This is a genomic window from Streptomyces glomeratus, assembly GCF_021462825.1.
Classification (GTDB): domain Bacteria; phylum Actinomycetota; class Actinomycetes; order Streptomycetales; family Streptomycetaceae; genus Streptomyces; species Streptomyces glomeratus.
The window spans coordinates 282,462-304,506 of record NZ_JAKEEB010000001.1; the positions used below are offsets into that span (position 1 = coordinate 282,462).

Sequence of the window (22,045 nt, forward strand, 5' to 3'; positions counted from 1 at the left end):
CCGATGGGGATGCTAGAGTTTCACTCGTTGCAAGGGCCTGTGGCGCAGTCCGGTAGCGCACCTCGTTCGCATCGAGGGGGCCAGGGGTTCAAATCCCCTCAGGTCCACCGCAACAACTCCCTGAAGCCCAGGGCAGTTGGGAAGATCCCGTCCGATCGAAAGATCGGGCGGGATTTTTCTTGTGCCGAACGCGGCCCGAGCGCCGCGCAGTTCGGCGCGCGGCGCGCGAGCGGTGTGAGGGGGCGCACAGGCGCCGGTCGAGGTGGAAGCCCGCGGGTGCCGGCCGCGTGCGGGATCCCGCAGGCCGCAGTGGGCGGATCCCGGGTGGCCTACAGCGGCTTCGCGAAGCAGAGGCTCAGGTCGTGGAAGCGGTAGTAGCCGAACTTGGCGCACGGCTCGTAGCCGCTGGAGGTGTAGAGGGCCACGGCCTCCGGCTGCTTGGTGCCCGTCTCCAGCACCATGCGGGTGCGGCCCGCCGCACGGGCGTCCTCCTCCAGGGCGGCCAGGATGCGGCGCGCCAGACCGCGGCCCCGCATCTCCGCTATGACGAACATCCGTTTGACCTCGGCGTCCCCGTCGAGATAGCCCTCGTCGTTCTGCTCCTGGCCGCGCCAGCCGCCCGTGGCGACGGGGCGCTCCCACTCGTCGTAGGCGATCAGATACAGGCCGGCCGGAGGCTGGAACATCGCCGGGTCCAGAAGGGTGGCGTCGCCGCCGTCGCCGTAGCGCAGGTGGTACTCGGCCTGCACCTCGTCGCTGAGCTTGACGGCGTCGGGGTGATCGAAGGGGACACGGCGAATATTCATGCTGCCTATCGTACAATTATTCAACATCGCGGACGGGTCCCTCCCAGTGTGCCGGTAGTGTTCCGGCGTGCTGACTGTGACCTCCGTGAACGTGAACGGGATCCGGGCCGCCGCGAAGAAAGGCTTCGTGGAGTGGCTGGCCGGGACCTCGGCCGATGTGCTGTGCCTTCAGGAGGTCCGGGCCGAGCCCGGGCAGATCCCCGTGGACGTTCGGACGCCCGAGGGGTGGCATGCCGTGCACGCGTCGGCCGCCGCGAAGGGGCGCGCCGGGGTGTCGCTCTACACGCGCCGCGAGCCGGACCGCGTCCGCGTGGGGTTCGGGTCGGCCGAGTTCGACGGCAGCGGACGGTACATCGAGGCGGACCTGCCCGGTGTCACCGTCGCCAGCCTCTATCTGCCCTCCGGCGAGGTCGGGACCGAACGGCAGGACGAGAAGGTCCGTTTCATGGCCGAGTTCCTCGGCTATCTGAAGGAACTGCGGGGCCGGGCGGCCGCCGACGGACGCGAGGTCCTCGTATGCGGCGACTGGAACATCGCCCACCGCGAGGCCGACCTCAAGAACTGGCGCGGCAATCGGAAGAACTCCGGCTTCCTGCCCCAGGAGCGGGACTGGCTGAGCCGGGTCTTCGATCCCGAGGACGGTGGGTACGTCGACGTGGTGCGGGCGCTGCACCCCGACGCGGAGGGGCCGTACACCTGGTGGTCCTACCGGGGGCGTGCCTTCGACAACGACTCGGGATGGCGGATCGACCTGGCCGTGGCGACCCCCGGGCTCGCGGGCCGGGCCGTCAAGGCCGTGGTCGAGCGGGCGGCCGGCCATGGCGAGCGGTGGTCCGATCACGCTCCCGTGACGGTGGTCTTCGAGTGACCCGGGTGACGGGGTGACGGCCGGGCGGCCCTACACCTCGCGCAGACGGCGGTCCAGGGCCAGTGAGAGTTCCGCGTCCACCACGCTCTTGGCCAGCGGCCGCAGGCGCTCGGCGTCCTCGGGGGAGCGGTGGTGTGTGCTCATCAGGTCCGCGAAGACATCCGCCAGGGCCTCCGCGTGGTCGCGGACGCGGCGGGCGGCGGCCAGGACGTCCGCGAGCGGGATCCCCTCGCGGACCAGCGCCGCCGAGACGTCGAGGAGCCGGCGGCTTATGTGGACGATCTCGCCGCCGTCCGTGCCGAGGTAGCCCAGTTCGAGGGCCGCGGCGAGGTTCTCCGGGGTCGCCTCGGCGCCGAACACATCGGCCAGGGCCTCCGGCGTGAGGCGGACCGGGATCTCCTCGGTGGGCGCGCCGAGGCCCAGCAGATCGCCGACGTCGCGCCCGTGGTCGAACGCCTCGGCCAGCTCAGCGATGCCGCTGAGGGTGTGGCCGCGCTCCAGAAGCGCCGAGATCGTGCGCAGCCGGGCCAGATGGGTCTCGTCGTACCAGGCGATACGGCCCTCGCGGCGCGGCGGCTGGATCAGCTTGCGCTCGCGGTAGAAGCGCAGGGTGCGCACCGTGATGCCGGCCTCCTTGGCCAGCTCCTCCATGCGGTACTCGCGCCGCTCCCCGTCCTCTGCCACGCCCGCACCCTACGTCGTACCACCGGTAACTTTCCTCGTACCGCCCTCTACCCATCGGTACGCCGCTGCCCTACGCTCCCCATTGTGCCAGTGGGTACTGGCAGAGTCGTACCGGCTCTCCTGACCAGGCGCCAGGTGAGCCGGCCCAGGGACCGGGAGGCTTCGGGATGGCCGAGCACGAACATGTGCCTCATGTGCGGGTGGCGGTGATCGGATCAGGGTTCGGCGGGCTCGGGGCCGCCGTGCGGCTGCGCAGGGAGGGCGTCACCGACTTCGTCGTCCTGGAGCGGGCGAGCGGCGTCGGCGGGACCTGGCGCGACAACAGTTACCCCGGGTGCGCCTGTGACGTCCCGTCGCATCTGTACTCGTTCTCGTTCGCGCCCAACCCCGACTGGCCCCGCACCTTCTCCGGGCAGGAGCACATCCGCGCCTACCTGGAGCATGTGACGGACGTCTTCGGGCTGCGGCCCCACCTACGCTTCGACTCCGAAGTGAAGCTGATGACCTGGGACGATGAGAAGCTGCACTGGGCGATCGAGACCAGCAGCGGGCCGCTCACCGCCGATGTGGTCGTCTCCGCCACCGGACCGCTGTCCGACCCGAAACTCCCGGCCGTTCCCGGCCTCGACGGCTTCCCCGGAAGGATCTTCCACTCCGCCCGCTGGGACCAGGACCTCGACCTGCGCGGCAAGCGCGTCGCCGTGATCGGCACGGGCGCCTCCGCGATCCAGATCATTCCCGAGATCCAGCCGGTCGTCGGCCGGCTCACCGTCTTCCAGCGCACACCGCCGTGGGTGATGCCCCGCGTCGACCGCGACATCAGCGGCCTGGAGCGCAGGCTGCACCGCGCGCTGCCGTTCACCACGCAGCTGCGCCGAGGCTTCCTGTGGGGCATCCGGGAACTTCAGGTCCAGGCGTTCACCAAGCACCCCGACGAGCTGGGCCTGATCGAGCGGATGGCCCGGCGCAACATCGCACGGGCGGTCAAGGACCCGGCGCTGCGGGCCAAGCTGACCCCGGACTACCGCATCGGCTGCAAGCGGATCCTGCTCTCCAACTCGTACTACCCGGCGCTCACCCGGCCCAATGTGGAGGTCGTCGCCTCCGGGCTGAGCGAGGTCCGCGGCTCGACCCTGATCGCCGCGGACGGCACCGAGACCGAGGCCGACGTGATCGTCTTCGGCACCGGTTTCCATGTCACGGACTTGCCGATCGCGGAACGGGTGGTCGGCGCCGGCGGACGGACGCTCGCCCGGGCGTGGAGCGGCGGTATGAGGGCGCTGCGGGGCGCGACCGCCGCCGGATTCCCCAACTGGATGACGATCATCGGGCCCAACACCGGTCTCGGGAACTCCTCGATGATCCTGATGATCGAGTCCCAGCTGAACTACATGGCCGACTTCCTGCGGCAGCTGGACGTGCTCGGCGGCCGGGTCGCGCTCGACGCCCGGCCGGCTGCCGTCGACGCCTGGAACCACAAGGTGCAGGAGCGCATGAAGCGCACGGTGTGGAACACCGGCGGCTGCACCAGCTGGTACCTCGATGCCAGCGGCCGCAACACCACCATCTGGCCGGGTACGACGACGGAGTTCCGCAGCGCGACCCGCCGGGTCGATCTCGAAGAGTACGAGGTGGTCCGGGCCCCCCGGACATCACGGCAGGGCGAGCGCCCCGCCGGGACGAGGACGGAGGCACGCGCATGAGCCGGCCGGCGTATGTCACGAGCGGGCCGTACGCGCCGCCCGCCCCCGCCCGTGAGTTGACCGTCCGCTCGGCCGACGGCGCCCGGTTGCACGTGGAGGTCCATGGACCCGAGGGCGCGCCCCCGGTGGTCCTCGCCCATGGCTGGACCTGCTCGACCGCCTTCTGGGCCGCGCAGATCCGGGACCTCGCCGCCGACCACCGGGTGATCGCGTACGACCAGCGGGGGCACGGGCGCAGTCCCGTGAGCCCCACGTGCACCGCCGAAGCACTCGCCGACGACCTGGAAGCGGTGCTCTCCGCCACGCTCGCACCGGGCGAGAAGGCCGTGGTCGCAGGGCACTCCATGGGCGGGATGACGGTGCTGGCCGCGGCCGCGCGCCCTCGATTCCGGGCGCACACGGCGGCTGTTCTGTTGTGCAGCACGGGGAGTGCGCGCCTGGTCGCCGAGGCTCTCGTATTGCCGATCCGCGCCGGGCGCGTGCGTACCTGGCTCACGGCGCGCGTGCTGGGATCCCGCGCCCCGCTCGGGCCGGTCACGCCGCTGTCCCTGCGCATCCTCAAGTACGCCACCATGGGTGCCGCTTCGGCGCCCGCCATGGTGGAGGCGTGCGGGCGGGTCGTGCACGGCTGCCCGCGCGAGGTGCGTCACGCCTGGTCGCGCATGCTGGAGGCGCTGGATCTGGAGAACGGCGTACGGGAGTTGACCGTTCCGACCGAGGTCGTGGTCGGCACCGCCGACCGGCTCACCCCTCCGGTGCACACACGGGCGCTGGTCGCTTCGCTGCCCCACTGCGTGGGCAGCACGGAACTGCCGGGGATCGGCCATATGACGCCGGTGGAGGCACCGGAGCTGGTGACCGGGAAGATCCGAGGACTCGTCGCGGCATACGCGGGAGACACGCAGGTCAGGGAGGGCGCATGAGCAGGGTGAACCTGGAGGGCCGGGTGGCGGTCGTCACCGGCGCCGCGCGGGGCGTCGGCGAACTGCTGGCCCGCAAGCTGTCGGTCCGGGGGGTGAGGGTCGCGCTCGTCGGTCTCGAGGCGGACGCGCTCAAGCGGGTCTCCGAGGGGCTGTACGGGGACAGCGGCCACTGGTGCGCCGATGTCACCGACCAGGAGGCGATGACGCGTGTCGCGGGGGAGGTGCGGGAGCGGTTCGGAAAGGTCGACATCGTGGTCGCCAACGCGGGTGTGGCCAACGGAGGGCCGTTCACCGCGTCCGATCCCGAGGCATGGCGGCGGGTGATCGAGGTCAATCTGATCGGCTCGGCCGTCACGGCCCGTTCCTTCCTGCCGGCGCTGATCGAGAGCCGCGGCTATCTGCTCCAGATCGCCTCGCTCGCAGCGATCACGCCCGCGCCGATGATGACGGCCTACTGCGCGTCCAAGTCGGGCGTGGAGGCCTACGCACACAGTCTGCGCACCGAGGTCGCGCACCACGGCGTACGCGTCGGCGTCGGGTATCTGTCCTGGACCGACACGGACATGGTGCGGGGGGCCGACCGGGACGACGTCATGCGGGAGTTGCGGCAGCGGCTGCCGTGGCCGTCCAACAAGACGTATCCGCTGGGACCGGCGGTGGACCGGATCGTGGCCGGGATCGAGCGGCGGTCGAGCCATGTCTACGGGCAGGCGTGGCTGCGCGGGATGCAGGCCGTGCGCGGCTGTCTGCCCGGGCTCATCGCCACGGTGGGGCAGCGGGAGATGCGGCGCTTCGAGCCGCGGCTCAAGGCGGTGCGCACGGGGCTGGTGGGAGCCGGCGGGGAGGCCGATGAGCAGCAGCGCCATACGCTGCGTAACTGATCGAAATGCGTGCTTTGTCGGTGCGTGTCAGTCTGGTCGAGCCCGATCCCCTCACCCACTACGGGAGTGAACCCACATGGGCATGAAGGACCAGTTCCAGGACAAGGCCGAACAGGTGAAGCAGCAGGCCAAGCAGAAGACGCAGCAGGCCAAGCAGCAGGCGCAGGAGCGTGGCCGGCAGGCTCAGGAGCGCGGCCAGCAGGCCCAGGAGCGCGGCCAGCAGGCCCAGGAGCGCGGCCAGCAGACCCAGCAGCGCGGCCGGCAGCGCGAAGACGACACGCGACGGCTGCAGGACGACGCGGAGGACCGCTTCAACCAGGACTACGACATGTAGTTCGCCGCCCGGTCTTGCCCCGACGTGGGGCGTCCCCTCCGAAGGGCGCCCCACGTCGGGGTGTTGCTAACCCTCTGTCCGCGGCGGCAGTTTCGGGCGGGTCCTGTCCGGGACGTCGCTGTAGTCCGGCGCTTCGGCCGCCGGTTGGGTGTGCAGCAGTTCCAGGGCCAGTTCGACCGCGTCGCTCAACTGCCTGTGCCGGCCCTCCGCCCAGTCCAGCGGGGTGCGCAGGATCTCCAGGTCGGGGGCGACACCATGGTTCTCGACCGACCACCCGTACGCGTTGAACCAGGCCGCGTTCATCGGGACCGTGATCACCGTGCCGTCGCCCAGGCGGTGGCGGCCCGTCATGCCCACCACCCCGCCCCAGGTGCGCTGGCCCACCACCGGGCCGAGCTTCAGCTGCTTGATCGCGGCCGTGATCATGTCGCCGTCGGAGGCCGTGGCCTCGTCGGCCAGCGCCACGATCGGCCCGCGCGGTGCGTTCGAGGTGTACGACACCGGCTGGGCGTTGCGGGTCAGGTCCCACCCCAGGATCTTGCGCGTCAGCTTCTCGATGACCAGTTCGCTGATGTGGCCGCCCGCGTTGCCCCGTACGTCCACGATCAGCGCCGGCAGCGAGACCTCCATCCGCAGATCCCGGTTGAACTGCGCCCAGCCCGATCCCCCCATGTCCGGGATGTGCAGATAGCCGCAGCGGCCGCCGCTCAACTCGCGCACCACCGAGCGGCGTTTGGCCACCCAGTCCTGGTAGCGCAACGGCCGCTCGTCGATCAACGGGATCACCGCGACCCTGCGCGGCGGTTCCCCGCCCTCGGCGGGCCGGAACGTCAGCTCGACCGTCGTGCCGCCCGCGCCCGCCAGCAGCGGATACGGTCCCGTCAGCGGATCCACCGGCCGCCCGTCCACATGAGTCAGGACGGCCCCCTCCCGGATCCCCATGCCCGCCAGCGGCGAGCGCGCCTTGGAGTCCGAGGACTCCCCCGGCAGGATCCTCTTCACCACCCAACAGCCGTCCCGGCGCACGAAGTTGGCGCCGAGCAGGCCCTGGTAGCGCTGGTAGTGCGCCGGGCCCTCGTTGCGCCGGGCCGGTGACACATAGGCGTGGGACGTGCCCAGCTCGCCCAGCACCTCGCGCAGCAGATCCGCGAAGTCGTCCGGGGAGGCGACCCGTTCGACCAGCGGACGGTACTGCCGCAGGATCGCGTCCCAGTCGATCCCGCACATGTCCGGCTCCCAGAAGTACGCCCGGATGATCCGGCCCGCCTCGGCGTACGCCTGCCGCCACTCCGCCCCGGGGTCCACCTCGTGCATGATCCGGCGCGTGTCGATCCAGACCGTCGTGTCGCTGTCTCCGGGCTCGGTCGATGGGACCGCGCGCAGCTCGCCCTCGTCGACGACCACCAGCCGCGACCCGTCCCCGCTCACCGCGTACCAGTCCAGGTGGCCGACCAGTTCGGACTTCTTCGCCTTGCTGATGGTGAAGTGCTCCAGGGTGGGCCGGCCGGAGGTGTCGTCCGGGTTCAGGAACGTCTCGCCGAGCGCGCCCGAGATCGGCCAGCGCAGCCAGACCAGGCCTCCGCCCGCGACGGGGTACAGCGAGGAGTACTTCGACGCCGGGACCGGGAACGGCGTCACCCGGCTCGCCAGGCCCTCGACCTCGACGGTCACCACCCCGTCGCCCTCCTCTTCCTCCAGCGGGTCGAGGCCGCCGGCCGCGGGACGTCCCTCCGGGTTCAGCGCGAAGGGGGAGGGGATCGCCGAGGACAGCGGAACCAGATACGGGCGGCAGCCGAGCGGGAAGGACAGGTCCCCGGTGTGCACGTCGTACACCGGGTCGAAGCCGCGCCAGGACAGGAACGCCAGATAGCGGCCGTCGCGGGTGAAGACCGGATTCTCGTCCTCGAAGCGGCCGTTGGTCACCTCGACGACCAGCCGGTCCTGGATTCGCGCCATCTTGATCTGCCTCAGCGACCGGCCGATCCACGGGTGAGACCAGGTCAGCCAGGCCCCGTCCGGGGAGAACGCGAGATCCCGCACCGGGCCGTTGACCGACCGGACCAGCTCGGTGACCGTGCCGCCCTTGGCCGCCGTGCTCTCTTGCGGGGTGGCGTCCTCCTCGGCTTGCTGTGCTTCTTCGGCTCCCTGTAGTTCTTCGGCTCCGTGTGCCTCATCGGCTCTCTCGGCCTCTTCGGCTCCCTGTGCCTCATCGGCTCTCTCGGCCTCTTCGGCTCCCTGTGCCTCATCGGCCCTCTCGGCCTCTTCGGCTCTCTGAGACTCCTCAGCCCCCTTCGCCTCGCCGGCTCCCTGGACCTCATCGGTTCCCTGGGCCTCGCCTGCTTTCTCCGTGTCCTCGGCCCCCGAGGCTTCCGAGGCTTCCGTCGTCCCGACGGTCTCCTCCTCCGGCTCCGCCGTGTCGACGAGCAGCAGCCGACCGTCGTTGGAGGCGATCGCGAGCCGCTCGCCCTGGGGATCCGCCACCATCTCCAGGACCCGGCCCAGCTGTCCGCAGGCCAGTCGGCGCGGTGCGCGGTCGCCGGAGGCCCGCGGCAGATACACGATCTCGATCGCGTCGTCGCCCTCCGCGTCGGTGACATAGGCGACCTGCCCGGAGTCGCCCAGCATCTCCGGCAGCCGCACCCGGACGCCGGGGGTGTCCGTGATCGTACGGGCGGGGCCGTCGCGGTGGGTGAGCCAGTACAGACTGCCGCGGACGACGACCGCGCTGGCCCGCCCGGTGTCGTCGACCGCGATGCCGTCCACGTGCTGGGTGGCCGGCACCTGGTACTTGCGGCGCCCCGCGCGCGGCCCGCCCAGACGTATCTCCAGACGGTGGGGGACCGAATCGGGCGACAGGTCGTCGACGATCCACAGGTCGCCCGCGCACTGGTACACCACCCGCGTTCCGTCGCTGGACGCGTGCCGGGCGTAGAAGGCGTCGTGGTCGGTGTGGCGGCGCAGGTCCGAGCCGTCGTAGGCGCACGAGTACAGGTTTCCGATGCCCTCGTGGTCGGACAGGAACGCGATCCGTCCGTCCACGAACATCGGGGAGTCGAGATGGCCGTCGAGGTCGGCGAGCAGCCGCTGCCCGTGCAGCCAGAGCCGGCCCGTCGCGCCGCCCCGGTAGCGCTTCCAGGACACCGGTTCATGGGGCGCGGCGCCGGTGAGAAGCAGTGTCATGTGTTCGCCCGCCACATTGGCGACGGCGATGTCGGAGACCGGGCCCCAGGGGAGCTTGCCGCCCGGCTCGCCATCGGTGGGGACCTTGTAGGCCCAGGTGAAATGGGTGAAGGGCTCGCCGTGCGAGGCGACGGCGAGGATGTCGGAGTGGCCGTCCGGCTCGGGGGGTGTCCAGCCGCAGACACGGGTGTCGGAGTTGCCCCAGTAGGTGAGCCGACGGCTGGGGCCGCCGTCGACCGGAGTCAGATGGATCTCGGGCACCAGACTGCGCCAGCTCGTGTACGCGATGCGGTGGCCGTCGGGTGAGAAGCGGGGATGGCCGATCTTCGTGCGGTCGACGGTCAGCCGCCAGGCCCGGCCGGACCCCTCCAGCGGGGCCACCCACAGGTCGTCCTCGGCGACGAAGCAAAGTCGGTCGCCGTGCAGATGCGGGAAGCGGAGATAGCCGGGGGCGTTCTCGTGCACGTCGCTCGTGTCGCTCACCTACCCATGCTTTTCCTGCCGACGGGCGGCGGCAACTCGTGGGCCGTTCGGGTGCTCGGGCGCACGCTGTATCGGTTGAGCGGGGAGTCCGTGATTCAAGACACGTACGAAACGGTTTCGTTTCGTTCGTGGGGCGGGGTATCTTCGTGGTGGTACGAAACCGGGTCGTCCGGAGCGTCGCCGCCCCGGACGCGGAGCAGGAAGGTGAGTCACATGACTGAGACCGCAACGGCGCGGCGCAGTCGGATCACCCCCGAGCGCGAGGCCGAGCTGTACGCGGCCGTGCTCGACCTGCTCCGGGAGATCGGCTACGACGCCTTGACGATGGACGCCGTGGCCGCCCGCACCCGGTCCAGCAAGGCCACCCTCTACCGCCAGTGGGGCGGCAAGGCCGAGCTGGTCGTGAAGGCCATCCGGCACGGTAAGCCGGGCCCCGTCAGCGAGGTCGACACCGGCTCGCTCCGGGGCGACCTGCACGCCCTCGTGGCACGCGAGGACGACTGCATCATGGAGCAGAACTCCGCCCTGATGCGGGGTGTCGCCATGGCGATGCACCACAACGACGACCTGCGCCAGGCGTTCCGGGAGCAGCTCATCGAACCCGAGATGGCGGAGTTCCAGCGTGTGCTGCAACGCGCCGTCGAGCGGGGCGAGATCCGTCCGGACTGCCCTGCGCTGGACTTCCTGGTGCACATGCTGGTCGGCGGCTTCGCCACGCGCACGCTGATCGACGACCAGCCGCCGACCCAGGCCTTCCTCACGTCGTACCTCGACGCCGTGGTCCTCCCCGCCCTCGGCGCGCCCACCACCTGACCAGTCCCCGCAGCTAGCCCCTACCTGACGTCACCGCTCACGTCGTCGGGCTGATCAACCCTGCCCTGAACACCCCACGACCTGACCGGGAGTACGCCCTCGTGGCCACGTTTCTCTACAGACTCGGCCGACTCGCCTTCCGGCGACGGCACTTCGTCGCCCTGATATGGGTGGCGCTGCTGACACTCGCGGGCGTCGGCGCCGCCAGCGCCCCCGCAGCGGGCTCCTCCTCATTCTCCATCCCAGGCACCGAGGCCCAGAGGGCCTTCGACCTGCTGGAACAGCGCTTCCCCGGGATGAGCGCCGACGGGGCGACCGCACGCGTCGTCTTCAAGGCGCCGGGCGGGGAGAAGGTGACGGCGAAGGACAACAAGGCGGTCGTCGAGAAGGCCGTCGAGGAACTGCGCGACGGCTCCGAAGTCGTCTCCGTCGCCGACCCGTTCGCCGCGCACGCCGTCAACAAGGACGGCACGATCGCCTACGCCCAGGTGAAGTACAAGGTCTCCGGCATGGAGCTGAAGGACGCCTCCAAGGACGCCCTCAAGGAGGCCGCGCACAGGGCCCGGGACGGCGGGCTGACCGTCGAGGTCGGCGGTGACGCGCTGTCGGCCGTACCGGAGACCGGTTCGACCGAGGTCATCGGCATCGCGGTCGCCGCGGTCGTCCTCGTCATCACCTTCGGTTCCCTGGTGGCCGCCGGACTGCCCCTGCTCACCGCCCTGGTCGGCGTCGGCATCGGCGTCTCCGCGATCGCGGCGCTGGCGAACGCCCTGGACCTGGGCTCGACCACCTCCACGCTGGCGACGATGATCGGCCTTGCGGTGGGCATCGACTACGCGCTGTTCATCGTCTCCCGCTACCGGACGGAGCTGGCCGAGGGCCGTGAGCGCGAGGAGGCGGCCGGCCGGGCGGTCGGCACGGCGGGCTCGGCGGTGGTGTTCGCGGGCCTGACCGTCGTGATCGCGCTGGTGGGTCTGGCCGTGGTCAACATCCCGATGCTGACGAAGATGGGCGTCGCCGCGGCGGGCACGGTAGCCATCGCCGTCCTGATCGCTCTGACGATGATCCCGTCTCTGCTGGGCTACGCGGGCCGCAGGGTCAAGCCGGCGGGCGAGAAGAGCAGGCTGCTGGGCGGTGGCCGGGCCGCCGCCGGCAACGGCCGGCCGAACATGGGCACGCGCTGGGCGAGCTTCGTCGTCCGCCGTCCGCTGGCCGTCCTGCTGCTGGGTGTCGTGGGGCTCGGCGCCGCGGCCGTGCCGGCGTCCCAGCTGCAGCTGGGCCTGCCGGACGACGGTTCGCAGCCGACGTCCACCACCCAGCGCCGGGCCTACGACCTGCTCTCCGAGGGCTTCGGTCCCGGGTTCAACGGGCCGCTCATGGTCGTTGTCGACGCGAAGGCGAGTGACGACCCGAAGGCGGCTGTCACCACGGTGACCAGCGACATCAAGGGCATGAAGGACGTTGTGACGGTCACGCCGGCGACGTACAACAAGTCCGGTGACACCGCGATGATCACGGTGATCCCCGGCTCGAAGCCGTCCTCCGCCACCACCGAGGACCTGGTGCACGGCATTCGCGACGCGGGCGTCGGCATCACGGCGGACACCGATGCGAAGCTGCTGGTCACGGGCACGACGGCGATGAACATCGATGTCTCGCAGAAGCTGAACGACGCGCTGGTCCCCTATCTGGCGCTGGTGGTCGGCCTCGCCTTCCTCCTGCTGATCGTGGTCTTCCGCTCGATCCTGGTCCCGCTGAAGGCGGCGCTCGGCTTCCTGCTCTCGGTGACGGCGGCGCTCGGCGCGGTGGTCGCGGTCTTCCAGTGGGGCTGGCTGTCCGGCCTGATGGGTGTCGAGGAGACGGGCCCGATCATGTCGATGATGCCGATCTTCATGGTGGGCGTCGTCTTCGGCCTGGCGATGGACTACGAGGTCTTCCTGGTGACCCGGATGCGCGAGGCGTACGTCCACGGGGAGCCCCCGGGCCAGGCGATCGTGACCGGCTTCAAGCACGGTGCCCGGGTCGTCACCGCGGCCGCGGTCATCATGATCGCCGTCTTCTCCGGCTTCATCGGCTCCAGCGAGTCGATGATCAAGATGATCGGCTTCGGTCTCGCGGTCGCGGTCTTCTTCGACGCGTTCGTGGTCCGCATGGCGCTGGTGCCGGCGGTCCTGGCGCTCCTCGGCCGCAGGGCCTGGTGGCTGCCGAAGTGGCTGGACCGGGTCCTGCCCAACGTGGACGTCGAGGGTGACGGCCTGCGCTCCGGACCCGCCGCCGGCCCGAGGGACCCGGACACGGACCAGAGCCGGGAACTGGTCCGAGCCTGACCACGGCCCCCTGGAACCGGCGGGGCGCCCCACCACCGGGTGGGGCGCCCCGCCGTCGTTCAGTGCAGTGAGGTGGTTGCTGCCAGGTATGTCCGCTGCAGGAAGTGCACCAGTTCCTTCGACTCGAACTGGACCACCTCGACTCCCCGTGCCGAGTGCAGCTCCATCACCGCCTGGACCCGGCCGCACGGCCAGATGCGGACGTCACCGCGGCCCGCCGGGGCGCGGAGGCCCTTTTCCAGAAGATCCCGGGAGAAGGCCCACTCATGGGGACCGGGGAGGCCGATGTGGACGGAGCGGGGGTCCTGGTCCGGGTCGTAGCGGAGGATCACGGGGACCGCGTCCGGGGCTTCCGGGGAGTCGGTGACCAGATGGGCTCGTGCGTACTGTTCCACCACGGACATAGGACCACTCCTCACGCGCGTCACCCGAGCAGGTACCTGTGAATCCGCTTTCTATGCCCCCTTCCAATGTGACATAGCGCGAGGAAAGCGGCACTTGTCGCCTGCAAGCGGCTGTCCCTTGTTCCCAGCTCTTGCAAGCCATTCGCAATAAGCGGGTATCCTCCCAGCGTGCATGTGCCCGACGGATTCATCAACGCTCCCACGTCCGCCGCGACCGGTGTCCTCGCCGCGGGCGCCCTGGCGGTCAGCCTCAAGGGCGCCAGGCGTGAACTCGACGAACGGACCGCGCCTCTGGCCGGTCTGGTGGCCGCCTTCATCTTCGCCGTGCAGATGCTGAACTTCCCGGTCGCCGCCGGCACCAGCGGTCATCTGCTCGGCGGTGCGCTCGCCGCCATCCTGGTCGGGCCGTTCACCGGCATCCTGTGCGTTTCCGTCGTGCTGCTGATGCAGGGCATCCTCTTCGCCGACGGCGGCCTGACCGCCCTGGGCGTCAACATCACCGACATGGCCATCGTGACGACCGTGGTCGCCTACGCCGTCTTCCGCGGGCTGGTCAAGGCCCTGCCCCGCACGCGTCGCTCGGTCACCGTCGCCTCCTTCCTCGCGGCCCTCGTCTCCGTCCCGGCCGCCGCCGTCGTCTTCACCCTGATCTACGCGATCGGCGGCACCACCGACGTCGCGATCGGCAAGGTCGCCACCGCGATGATCGGCGTCCATGTCCTCATCGGCATCGGCGAGGCCACCATCACCGCTCTCACGGTCGGCGCCGTCATCGCAGTGCGGCCCGACCTCGTCCACGGGGCCCGGGGTCTCACCCGGCGCCTCAAGCTGCGCGTCGGCGGCGAACTGGTCGACGCGCCCGCCGCCACGCCCGAACCCGTCGCCGCCCGCTCCCGCCGCGGGCTCTGGATCACCGGCCTCGTCGCGTCCCTCGTCCTCGCCGGCGTCGTCAGCTTCTACGCCTCCTCCAGCCCCGACGGACTCGAGAAGGTCGCCGCCGACCAGGGCATCGACAAGAAGACCGAGCGGCACGCGAACGCGGACTCCCCGCTCGCCGGCTACTCCGTCAAGGACATCCGCGACTCCCGCCTCTCCGGCGGACTGGCGGGTGTGATCGGCGTCGGTGCCACCGTCGTCGCGGGCAGCGCCGTCTTCTGGGCCGTACGCCGACGCCGTGCCGGCGAACCCGTCGAGGCGGGCTGACGTGGGTGCCGGGCACGCGCACAGGCTCTACCGGCACGGGCACTCGCCCGTGCACATCCTGCCGCCGCACACCAAGCTCGCGGCCGCCTTCGCGTTCGTGGTGGTCGTGGTGTCGACGCCCCGCGAGGCCATGTGGGCGTTCGCGCTGTACGCCGGACTGCTCGGCCTCGTCGCGTACGCGGCCCGCGTCCCGGCCGCCTTTCTGCTGCGGCGGCTGCTGATCGAGATACCGTTCGTCGCCTTCGCCGTGCTCATGCCGTTCGTGGCCGAGGGCGAGCGCGTCGACGTCCTCGGCGTGTCGCTGAGCGTCAGCGGACTGTGGGGCGCCTGGAACGTCCTCGCCAAGGGCACCCTCGGCGTCGCCGCCTCCGTGCTCCTCGCCGCCACCACCGAACTGCGCGAACTGCTCCTCGGACTCCAGCGGCTCAGGCTGCCCCCGCTGCTGGTGCAGATCGCCTCTTTCATGATCCGCTACGGCGACGTCATCACCGACGAGATGCGGCGGATGCGGATCGCGCGGGAGTCGCGGGGATTCCAGGCGAGGGGCGTACGGCACTGGGGGGTGCTCGCCAAGTCAGCGGGGGCGCTGTTCATCCGCTCGTACGAGCGCGGCGAGCGCGTGCACCTCGCGATGGTCAGCCGCGGCTACGCCGGTTCCCTGCCGGTCATCGACCAGGTGACCGCGTCCCGGGCCCAGTGGTCCTGCGCCCTGGCCCTGCCCTTCGCCGCCCTCGTCGTCTGCCTGCTGGGATGGACCCTGTGACACCTTCGCTGGAAGTGGCCCGACTGGCCTTCGCCTACCCGGACGGGCACCAGGCCCTCTACGGCGTCGACTTCTCCATCGCGCGCGGCGAGCGGGTCGCGCTGCTCGGGCCGAACGGCGCCGGGAAGACCACGCTCGTGCTGCACCTCAACGGCATTCTGACCGGCGGCACGGGCACGGTGACGGTCGCCGGGCTGCCCGTCGGCAAGCGGCACATGGCCGAGATCCGCCGCAAGGTCGGCATCGTCTTCCAGGACCCGGACGACCAGCTCTTCATGCCCACCGTCCGCGAGGACGTGGCCTTCGGTCCCGCGACCGCCGGCCTGAAGGGCGCGGAACTCGAGGCCCGCGTCGACCGTGCCCTCGAGCAGGTCGGCATGGCGGACTTCAAGGACCGTCCGCCGCACCACCTCTCCTTCGGCCAGCGCCGCCGGGTGGCCGTGGCGACCGTCCTCGCCATGGAGCCGGAGATACTCGTCCTGGACGAGCCGTCGTCCAACCTCGACCCCGCCTCTCGGCGTGAGCTCGCCGACATCCTGCGCTCGCTGGACGTCACGGTCCTCATGGTCACGCATGACCTGCCGTACGCGCTGGAGCTGTGCCCGCGCTCCCTGATCCTGAGCGAGGGCGTGATCGCGGCGGACGGGACGACGGCCGAACTGCTCGCCGACGACGCGCTCATGCGGGCCCATCGTCTGGAGCTGCCCTTCGGCTTCGATCCCCGATCCGTCCCGACGGGGGCGGGCCGTCCCTGACGACGGGCGGGTGACGCGTGACCGGCCAGGAGGGCCAGATCGGCTGAAGGTCGCGTCACCGCCGCAGCTGGGCGGCGACGGTGACGGCACCGACCCGGAGCGGCTGTTCGCGGCGGACTACAGCGCCTCCTTCCACCACGCCCTCATCGGCGTCGGCGACCGCCCGGGCTACGGCCGACACCACCCGCGGCGACGTCGACGTGTCGATCGTCCCGGGCTGACGCCCGAGGGGGTGAGGAATCGAAGGCCGCCGGCCCGTGTTTCACTCACTGTCGCAGGCGAGTGAAGGGAACGCGGGCGTGGACGTGAACGGCGTGGTGGCCGAGGGCTTCGAGCCGGTCAGGGAAGCGTTCGTACGGAACTTCGAGACGCTGGGGGAGCGCGGGGCGGCCGTCGCCGTCTACCGGCACGGGCGCAAGGTCGTGGACCTGTGGGGCGGCAGCCGGGACGTCGACGGTACCCGGCCGTGGGAGCAGGGCACCGCCCAGATCGTGCGCTCCGCCACCAAGGGGGTCGCCGCAGCCGTCCTGCTGATGCTGGCCGAGCGCGGAGAGCTGGACCTGGACGCGCCCGTCGGCCACTACTGGCCGGAGTTCAAGGCGCAGGGCAAGGAGCGCACGCTGGTGCGCCATGTACTGGCGCATCGCGCCGGTGTGCCGGTGCTCGACCGTACGCTCACTCTCACCGAGGCCGCCGACCCGGATCTCGCGGCCGCGGTGCTGGCCGCGCAGGCGCCCGCCTGGGAGCCCGGCACGGACCACGGCTACCACGCGCAGACGTACAGCTGGCTGACGGGCGAGCTGGTGCGGCGGACCACCGGACGTTCGATCGGCGCGTGGATCGCCGACGAGATCGCCGGACCCCTCGACCTCGACCTGTGGGTCGGGCTGCCCATGACGCAGGCGCACCGGGTGGGGCGGGTCGGGCCCGTCGAGCCTCCGGCACAGGACGGCGCGCTGCGCGCCCGCCCCAAGCGCGCGGTCGCCGAAGCGTACGCCGACCCCGCGAGCCTGACCCGCCGCGCCTTCGCCGCCATCACCCCGGGGCCCGACGAGAACGAGCCCGCCTACCGTGCGGCCGTCCTGCCCGCGTCGAACGGCATCGCGACGGCGGACGGTCTCGCACGCTTCTACGCCGCGCTGAACGGCGAGATCGACGGCGTACGGCTGTTCGCCCCCGAGACGCTGGAACGGGCCCGGGCGGAGGCCTCGGCGGGTCCTGACCGTGTGCTGGTGGTCACCACCCGCTTCGGCCTCGGCTACATGCTCCACGGCGGCGCGTCCCCGCTGCTCGGCCCCGGCTCCTTCGGCCACCCGGGCCGCGGCGGCGCGCTCGGCTTCACGGACCCGGAGTCGGGCATCGCCTTCGGCTATGTCACCAACGGCTTCCGCAAGAGCGTGACCGCGGACCCGAGGGCGCAGGCACTGGTACGTGCGGTGCGCACCTCACTGGCGTAGGCGGCACCGGCGTAGGCCGCGCGATCACAGGGGCGCGCGGCGCGGACGCACGACCGCCCGGGCCCCGAGGCCGTCCGCGGGGCAGAACGGAGCGGGCCGGGGCCCGGACGCGCGGTCGCGCGCGGACCTCGCCCTGTGAAAGTCCCCGGAAACGTCAGTGCGTCAGCGGGCGGGACGTCCTGCCCGACGCCTCGTCGATCTCCTCGTGCGCCTTGGTGAGCAGCTGCATCGCCAGCTCGTTCAGCGCCCGCGCACCCGCGATCTCCTCCCCGACCCGGGGCTGATTCGCGTCGGTGTGGTGACGGCTGGCGTACCCGTGGGACCGTACCTCGTTCCCGTCGGGAAGCCGTACGAGTGCCGCCGCCCGCGTGCGCTGGTCGTCTTCCTCGAATTCCAGTTCGACATGCCATCCGACTGCGGTGTGCATCATGACGATCACCTCCGGAACCGCTGATTCCAGGGTGCTCCTCCTCACCTTCGGACGCACGGCCTGAGCGGGCCCGGCTCCGCGCGGGCCAGCGGCACGCGGCGCGCGGATCAGGTGGACGCCTGGTCGCTGTCCTTCATCTCTCCCCAGCCGTGCCACCGGTCGACCTCGATCCAGGCACTGACCCGGGCCCGCGAGCGTTCCGGGTAGGGCTTGCCGAGGTAATGCCGGGAGAGGCGGTCGATGTCGGCGAGGCCTTCGTCGTCGTACATCTCCGTGACCTGGCCGAGGAGCGTGACATGGGTGTACCAGCCGCCTCCGTCGAGGACGGTGAGGGTCACCCGGGGATCCCGGCGCAGGTGCTTCAGGCGGACCCGGCCCTCGTCCATGTTGACCAGCACCCGGCCGTCCTCCCACAGGTACCAGGTGGGGGTGGAGACGGGCGCGCCGTCCGCGCGCAGGGTGGCGATGACACCGGGATTGGGGCGGCGCAGCAGCGCGACGGCCTCGGCGGGAAGGGGCGGCTTGGACATGGGAACTCCTCGGCCTCAGGAACGGGGACTGTCGTCGAAGCTGGCGAAGTAGGCGGCGGCCATGTCCTCGTCCGCGTGGCCCTGGGCGGCCGCGCGACGGAGGCGTTCGGCGGTCGCGGCGGCCACGTCGAGGCGGACGCCGTTCACCTGCCCGGCCCGCACGATCAGTCGGGCGTCCTTCTCCGCGGTCGCCACCGCGAAACTGGGCGGGGTCAGCCTGTCGCCGAGGATGAGTTCGGCCTTGGCGCGCAGATAGCCCATGTCGAGCGGGCCGCCCCCGACGAGGTCGAAGAAGCGGTCCGGGTCCACGCCCAGTCCCCGGGCCAGGGCCAGTACCTCGCCGCCCGCCGCGGTCACCGCGAGGATCCAGCTGTTGGTGACCAGCTTGAGGCGGGTGGCGCCGGCCCCTGAGCCGTCCTCGCCGATCCACATCGTCCGGGCACCGACCGCGTCGAAGACGGGCGTGACTGTGTCCCGGCCCTCGGTGGGGCCGGCGGCCAGCACGGTCAGCTGTCCTGCCTCCGCGGGCTCGCGGGTGCCGAGCACCGGGGCGTCGTAGAACACCAGACCGTGTTCGCGGGCGAATCCGGCCAGTACGGTGACGGAGTCGAGCCCCGCGGTCGTCGACTGGGCCCAGACGGTGCCGGGGCGCAGGGCGGGGGCGGCCTCGCGCATGACCTCCAGGACCGCTGGACCGTCGTAGAGCATGGTCAGGACGACGTCGGCGTCCCGCACGGCCTCGGCGGGCGTGTCGACGATGTGCGCGCCGTCCGCTGCCAGGGGTTCCGCCTTGGCGCGGGTCCGGTTCCAGGCGCGGACGGTGTGTCCGGCGCGGGCGATGCTGCGGGCCATCGCGGCCCCCATGATTCCGGTGCCCAGGACGCTCACGGTGAGCGGGTCGGTCATGACGTCGACTTCCTGATCCGTACGGTGGACAGTGCGCTTCGGCAGGCTCGCCGCGGATGGCGCTCGCTCAGGGTCATGCTCGGACTCCTCGCACAGGGACGAACCTTCCCGGAGGCGGCGCGGACAAGCCCTCGGAGCCGGGACCGGTGGGCCGGGCGAGTGCCTCCCTCTGGCTGCATCGTCGGCCGCCGTGTGCGCCGCCGCCACTTGTGAGGGCGATGTGGGGTTGAGGGCTGGGGGACTACTTGCCCGCGATGAGTAGGCGGTACCCGAAGTCCATGCTCTCCTCACCGAGCAAGTCGGCGTGGCGGTGATGCCAGGTGCCGGAGCCGAGGTCGTCACGAAGCCGGGCGATCACCAGGACGCCGGATGTCGCTGTATCCGATGCCGATGCGGTCGTAGGTCGCCGACGGACGGTCGGCAGCGGCAGTGTCCATGGACCAAACCCAGCAGATCCAAGGGGCGAAGATCAACGATTAGGCCCGATCAGGCGGGTACAACCCCGACCAGCCAAGTCACCACCGCATGGGCAGAGCGCCCGGACCCGCAGGGTATTGCTCATACACCGGCGGGCTGGGAGCCGGGCGATGACCGGGGTCTCGGAGACCGAATGGCGCCTGCCGACACGGTGTTGTGTGTGCCGTGGAATGTGAGCGACTTGCCGGCTCACGTCCGGGCGGTGATTGCCTGGCTGCCGGGCATGCCGGCCGTGCCGGCGCCGACCCGTGCCGAGGTCCCGGTAGTTGCGTACTACCGACCCCGACGACCGTTTCGCTCCGACGCCAACGCCACTTGGCGACACCATGTCGGCCCCCGGGCCGGGTGACTTGCAGATCCGGATCAGCTCGCACCCGATCGCCGCGGCGGCCTCGGCGGCGGTCCGGGTCGCGACCGGGTCACGCGGCAGCCGGTCGCGGCCGTCAGCTCCCCGCCCGCAGCAACGCCGCCACGATCGGGCCCGCCGAGTCACCGCCGTGGCCGCCGGCCTGGACCACGCCCGCTGCCGCCAGGTCGCCCTTCCAGGCGGTGAACCAGCCGTTGGGCTGCTTCTGGCCGTCGACCTCCGCCGACCCCGTCTTCGCGCCGTAGTCCGGGCCCAGACCCGCCATCGCCTTGGCGGCCGTTCCCGCCGCGGCCGTGTACTGGAGGACCTCCCTCAACTGGGCCTGGGTGGAGGCCGACATGGTGCGGGTCGCCTTCGCCGTCGTGCGGTGGTCCACCGACGGGGAGACCAGGTACGGCTGGTGGAAGACGCCCGTCTTCGCCGTCGACACCACCGAGGCCATGTTCAGCGGGTTCATGCGCACCCCGCCCTGGCCGATCAGCGACGCCGCCATCTGGGCCGCGCTCTGCACCGGGACCGCACCGTCGAAGGACGGGACGCCGATCGCCCAGTTGTTCATGCTCAGGCCGTAGATCTGCTGGGCGACCCGGCTGAGGTCGTCGTTCCCCAGCTCCTTCGCCTGGCTGATGAAGGCGGTGTTGCAGGACGCCGCGAAACTCGCCTTGAACGTGCCGTTCTTGATCTCGAACTTGTCGTCGTTCTGGAACTTCCAGCCGCCGTACGTCACGTACTTGGGGCACGGGTGCGGTTTGTCCGCCTTCGCCAGGCCCTTCTCGAACAGCACGGTCGACGTCACGATCTTCATCGTGGAGCCCGGGGCCAGGGAGCCCTGGAAGGCCACGTTGAAGCCGTGGCTCGAGTTCGCCACCGCCAGGATCTCGCCCGTGGAGGGCCGCATCACGACGACGGACGCCTTGGGTTTGTCCGCCACCTGCTGCTCCGCCTTCGCCTGGAGTGCCGGGCTCAGCGTGGTCCTCACGGTGCCCGGCGTGCCCTCGCTCAGCGTCACCAGGGTCTTGTCCGGTGTCTTCTGGGAGCCCTTCGCGGCCGGCTTGCGCACGATGCGCAGTTCGATGCCCGCCTTCCCCCCGGCCTTCTTGCCGTACTTCTCGCGCAGGCCGTCCAGCACCGTGCCCAGCGAGGGATACCGGGCGGTCGTCAGCTCGCCGCCGTCGCGGTCCAGCGCCTTGACGGGCGGAGTGCCCGCCTCACCCGTCACCAGGCGGTCACCTTCGGCCAGATCCGGGTGCACCACGGACGACTGCCACCGCACCCGTGGCGCGCCGTCCTCGGTGCGGCGTACGACCGTCAGTTTCGTCGCGTACGCCAGGGGCCTGCTCTTCCCCTGGTACGACACCGTCGCCTTGACGGAGAAGGGGACCGACGCCCCGGAGGGCGTACTGCGGGTCAGGGTCACGCCGGTGATGTGCGCGTCCTTGCGGTAGCCCGTCAGGGCCTGGGTCGCGGCCGCCGTGTCGTCCGTGGCGGCGGCCGCCTTGGGGACGTCGCCCTGCTGCCAGGCGGTGAGGAACGCCGCGGCCGTCGTGCGGACCTCGGACGCCGACAGCGGGCCCGTCTTCACGTGCTTGTGGTGGGCCGTGGCCGCCCTGCCGTCGTCGGCCACCGCGCCCCCGCCGAGCAGGCTGTAGGCGCCGACCGCCCCGCCCACACCGGCGACGGCGATCAGCCCTCCGATCACCAGCGGGCGGCCCGTCGTCCGCTCGGCCGCGCGTCTTCTCTTGCCCACCGCT

At 71.2% G+C, this 22,045-nt stretch carries 19 protein-coding genes, 1 tRNA gene and 1 pseudogene; 13 read left to right on the plus strand and 8 right to left on the minus strand.

Annotated features, from left to right (window positions below; translation table 11 throughout):
• The first annotated feature begins 33 nt into the window (after nucleotides 1–33).
• A tRNA-Ala gene (locus tag LZ604_RS01280) sits at nucleotides 34–107 on the plus strand.
• A 222-nt stretch (nucleotides 108–329) separates the two neighbouring features.
• Here the strand turns inward: LZ604_RS01280 and LZ604_RS01285 are convergent.
• Nucleotides 330–806, minus strand: a complete 477-nt coding sequence (locus LZ604_RS01285; protein ID WP_234511546.1) for a GNAT family N-acetyltransferase — start codon at nucleotides 804–806, stop codon at nucleotides 330–332.
• A gap of 67 nt (nucleotides 807–873) precedes the next feature.
• Between LZ604_RS01285 and LZ604_RS01290 the strand changes: the two genes are divergently transcribed.
• The gene (locus tag LZ604_RS01290; protein ID WP_234511549.1) at nucleotides 874–1,674 is read left to right on the plus strand and encodes an exodeoxyribonuclease III; all 801 of its coding nucleotides are present in this window, start codon (nucleotides 874–876) and stop codon (nucleotides 1,672–1,674) included.
• A 30-nt stretch (nucleotides 1,675–1,704) separates the two neighbouring features.
• Here LZ604_RS01290 and LZ604_RS01295 read toward each other — a convergent pair whose 3' ends face one another.
• The gene (locus tag LZ604_RS01295; RefSeq protein WP_234511551.1) at nucleotides 1,705–2,358 is read right to left on the minus strand and encodes a MerR family transcriptional regulator; all 654 of its coding nucleotides are present in this window, start codon (nucleotides 2,356–2,358) and stop codon (nucleotides 1,705–1,707) included.
• A 167-nt stretch (nucleotides 2,359–2,525) separates the two neighbouring features.
• Here LZ604_RS01295 and LZ604_RS01300 point away from each other — a divergent pair, with 167 nt between their 5' ends.
• The 4 genes from LZ604_RS01300 (at nucleotide 2,526) to LZ604_RS01315 (ending at nucleotide 6,199) form a co-directional block, all read left to right on the plus strand.
• Nucleotides 2,526–4,061 (plus strand): flavin-containing monooxygenase, encoded by a 1,536-nt coding sequence (locus LZ604_RS01300; RefSeq protein WP_234511553.1) that lies wholly within the window; start codon nucleotides 2,526–2,528, stop codon nucleotides 4,059–4,061.
• Complete coding sequence (locus LZ604_RS01305) at nucleotides 4,058–4,984, plus strand: alpha/beta fold hydrolase (RefSeq protein WP_234511555.1); 927 nt, start codon at nucleotides 4,058–4,060, stop codon at nucleotides 4,982–4,984. Before LZ604_RS01300 ends, LZ604_RS01305 begins: the two co-directional genes overlap by 4 nt.
• A complete protein-coding gene (locus LZ604_RS01310; RefSeq protein ID WP_234511557.1) occupies nucleotides 4,981–5,865 on the plus strand; it encodes an SDR family oxidoreductase in 885 nt (294 codons plus the stop codon). The genes LZ604_RS01305 and LZ604_RS01310 overlap by 4 nt, the downstream gene beginning before the upstream one ends.
• Nucleotides 5,866–5,941: 76 nt before the next feature.
• Nucleotides 5,942–6,199 carry a hypothetical protein gene (locus LZ604_RS01315; RefSeq protein ID WP_234511559.1) on the plus strand — a complete coding sequence of 86 codons (258 nt, stop codon included), beginning with the start codon at nucleotides 5,942–5,944 and terminating at the stop codon, nucleotides 6,197–6,199.
• Between the two features lie 66 nt (nucleotides 6,200–6,265).
• Here the strand turns inward: LZ604_RS01315 and LZ604_RS01320 are convergent, their stop codons facing one another.
• Nucleotides 6,266–9,862, minus strand: a complete 3,597-nt coding sequence (locus LZ604_RS01320) for a S41 family peptidase (RefSeq protein ID WP_234511562.1) — start codon at nucleotides 9,860–9,862, stop codon at nucleotides 6,266–6,268.
• A gap of 213 nt (nucleotides 9,863–10,075) precedes the next feature.
• On the opposite strand from LZ604_RS01320, the gene LZ604_RS01325 reads away from it, so the two are divergent.
• Both LZ604_RS01325 and LZ604_RS01330 read left to right on the plus strand, forming a co-directional pair.
• Nucleotides 10,076–10,675, plus strand: a complete 600-nt coding sequence (locus tag LZ604_RS01325) for a TetR/AcrR family transcriptional regulator (protein ID WP_234511564.1) — start codon at nucleotides 10,076–10,078, stop codon at nucleotides 10,673–10,675.
• 101 nt (nucleotides 10,676–10,776) lie between these two features.
• Nucleotides 10,777–13,002, plus strand: coding sequence for an MMPL family transporter (locus tag LZ604_RS01330; protein ID WP_234511566.1), 2,226 nt, complete (start codon nucleotides 10,777–10,779; stop codon nucleotides 13,000–13,002).
• Between the two features lie 59 nt (nucleotides 13,003–13,061).
• On the opposite strand, the gene LZ604_RS01335 is transcribed toward LZ604_RS01330, so the two are convergent.
• The gene (locus LZ604_RS01335) at nucleotides 13,062–13,406 is read right to left on the minus strand and encodes an SsgA family sporulation/cell division regulator (protein WP_234511568.1); all 345 of its coding nucleotides are present in this window, start codon (nucleotides 13,404–13,406) and stop codon (nucleotides 13,062–13,064) included.
• A gap of 168 nt (nucleotides 13,407–13,574) precedes the next feature.
• Here LZ604_RS01335 and LZ604_RS01340 point away from each other — a divergent pair, with 168 nt between their 5' ends.
• The 5 genes and pseudogenes from LZ604_RS01340 to LZ604_RS01360 all read left to right on the plus strand — a co-directional run bounded on the left by LZ604_RS01340 (nucleotide 13,575) and on the right by LZ604_RS01360 (nucleotide 17,584).
• Nucleotides 13,575–14,609 (plus strand): energy-coupling factor ABC transporter permease, encoded by a 1,035-nt coding sequence (locus tag LZ604_RS01340; RefSeq protein ID WP_234511570.1) that lies wholly within the window; start codon nucleotides 13,575–13,577, stop codon nucleotides 14,607–14,609.
• A 1-nt stretch (nucleotide 14,610) separates the two neighbouring features.
• Nucleotides 14,611–15,372: a cobalt ECF transporter T component CbiQ gene (gene cbiQ, locus LZ604_RS01345; protein WP_234511572.1), complete on the plus strand. Its 762-nt coding sequence runs from the start codon at nucleotides 14,611–14,613 to the stop codon at nucleotides 15,370–15,372.
• Nucleotides 15,360–16,127 (plus strand): energy-coupling factor ABC transporter ATP-binding protein, encoded by a 768-nt coding sequence (locus tag LZ604_RS01350; RefSeq protein WP_234511574.1) that lies wholly within the window; start codon nucleotides 15,360–15,362, stop codon nucleotides 16,125–16,127. The genes cbiQ and LZ604_RS01350 overlap by 13 nt, the downstream gene beginning before the upstream one ends.
• 17 nt (nucleotides 16,128–16,144) lie before the next feature.
• Nucleotides 16,145–16,299 (plus strand): annotated as a pseudogene (locus LZ604_RS01355) (organic hydroperoxide resistance protein); the annotation flags it as partial.
• Between the two features lie 127 nt (nucleotides 16,300–16,426).
• Nucleotides 16,427–17,584, plus strand: coding sequence for a serine hydrolase domain-containing protein (locus LZ604_RS01360; protein ID WP_234511576.1), 1,158 nt, complete (start codon nucleotides 16,427–16,429; stop codon nucleotides 17,582–17,584).
• Between the two features lie 154 nt (nucleotides 17,585–17,738).
• On the opposite strand, the gene LZ604_RS01365 is transcribed toward LZ604_RS01360, so the two are convergent.
• The 4 genes from LZ604_RS01365 to LZ604_RS01385 form a co-directional block, all read right to left on the minus strand.
• The gene (locus LZ604_RS01365) at nucleotides 17,739–18,014 is read right to left on the minus strand and encodes a DUF1876 domain-containing protein (RefSeq protein WP_234511579.1); all 276 of its coding nucleotides are present in this window, start codon (nucleotides 18,012–18,014) and stop codon (nucleotides 17,739–17,741) included.
• 107 nt (nucleotides 18,015–18,121) lie between these two features.
• A complete protein-coding gene (locus LZ604_RS01370; RefSeq protein WP_234511581.1) occupies nucleotides 18,122–18,544 on the minus strand; it encodes a PPOX class F420-dependent oxidoreductase in 423 nt (140 codons plus the stop codon).
• A 15-nt stretch (nucleotides 18,545–18,559) separates the two neighbouring features.
• Entirely contained in the window at nucleotides 18,560–19,450 is an 891-nt protein-coding gene (locus LZ604_RS01375; RefSeq protein ID WP_234511583.1) for an NAD(P)-dependent oxidoreductase, read from the minus strand.
• Between the two features lie 920 nt (nucleotides 19,451–20,370).
• Complete coding sequence (locus LZ604_RS01385) at nucleotides 20,371–22,041, minus strand: penicillin-binding transpeptidase domain-containing protein (RefSeq protein ID WP_234511585.1); 1,671 nt, start codon at nucleotides 22,039–22,041, stop codon at nucleotides 20,371–20,373.
• Nucleotides 22,042–22,045: the final 4 nt, after the last annotated feature.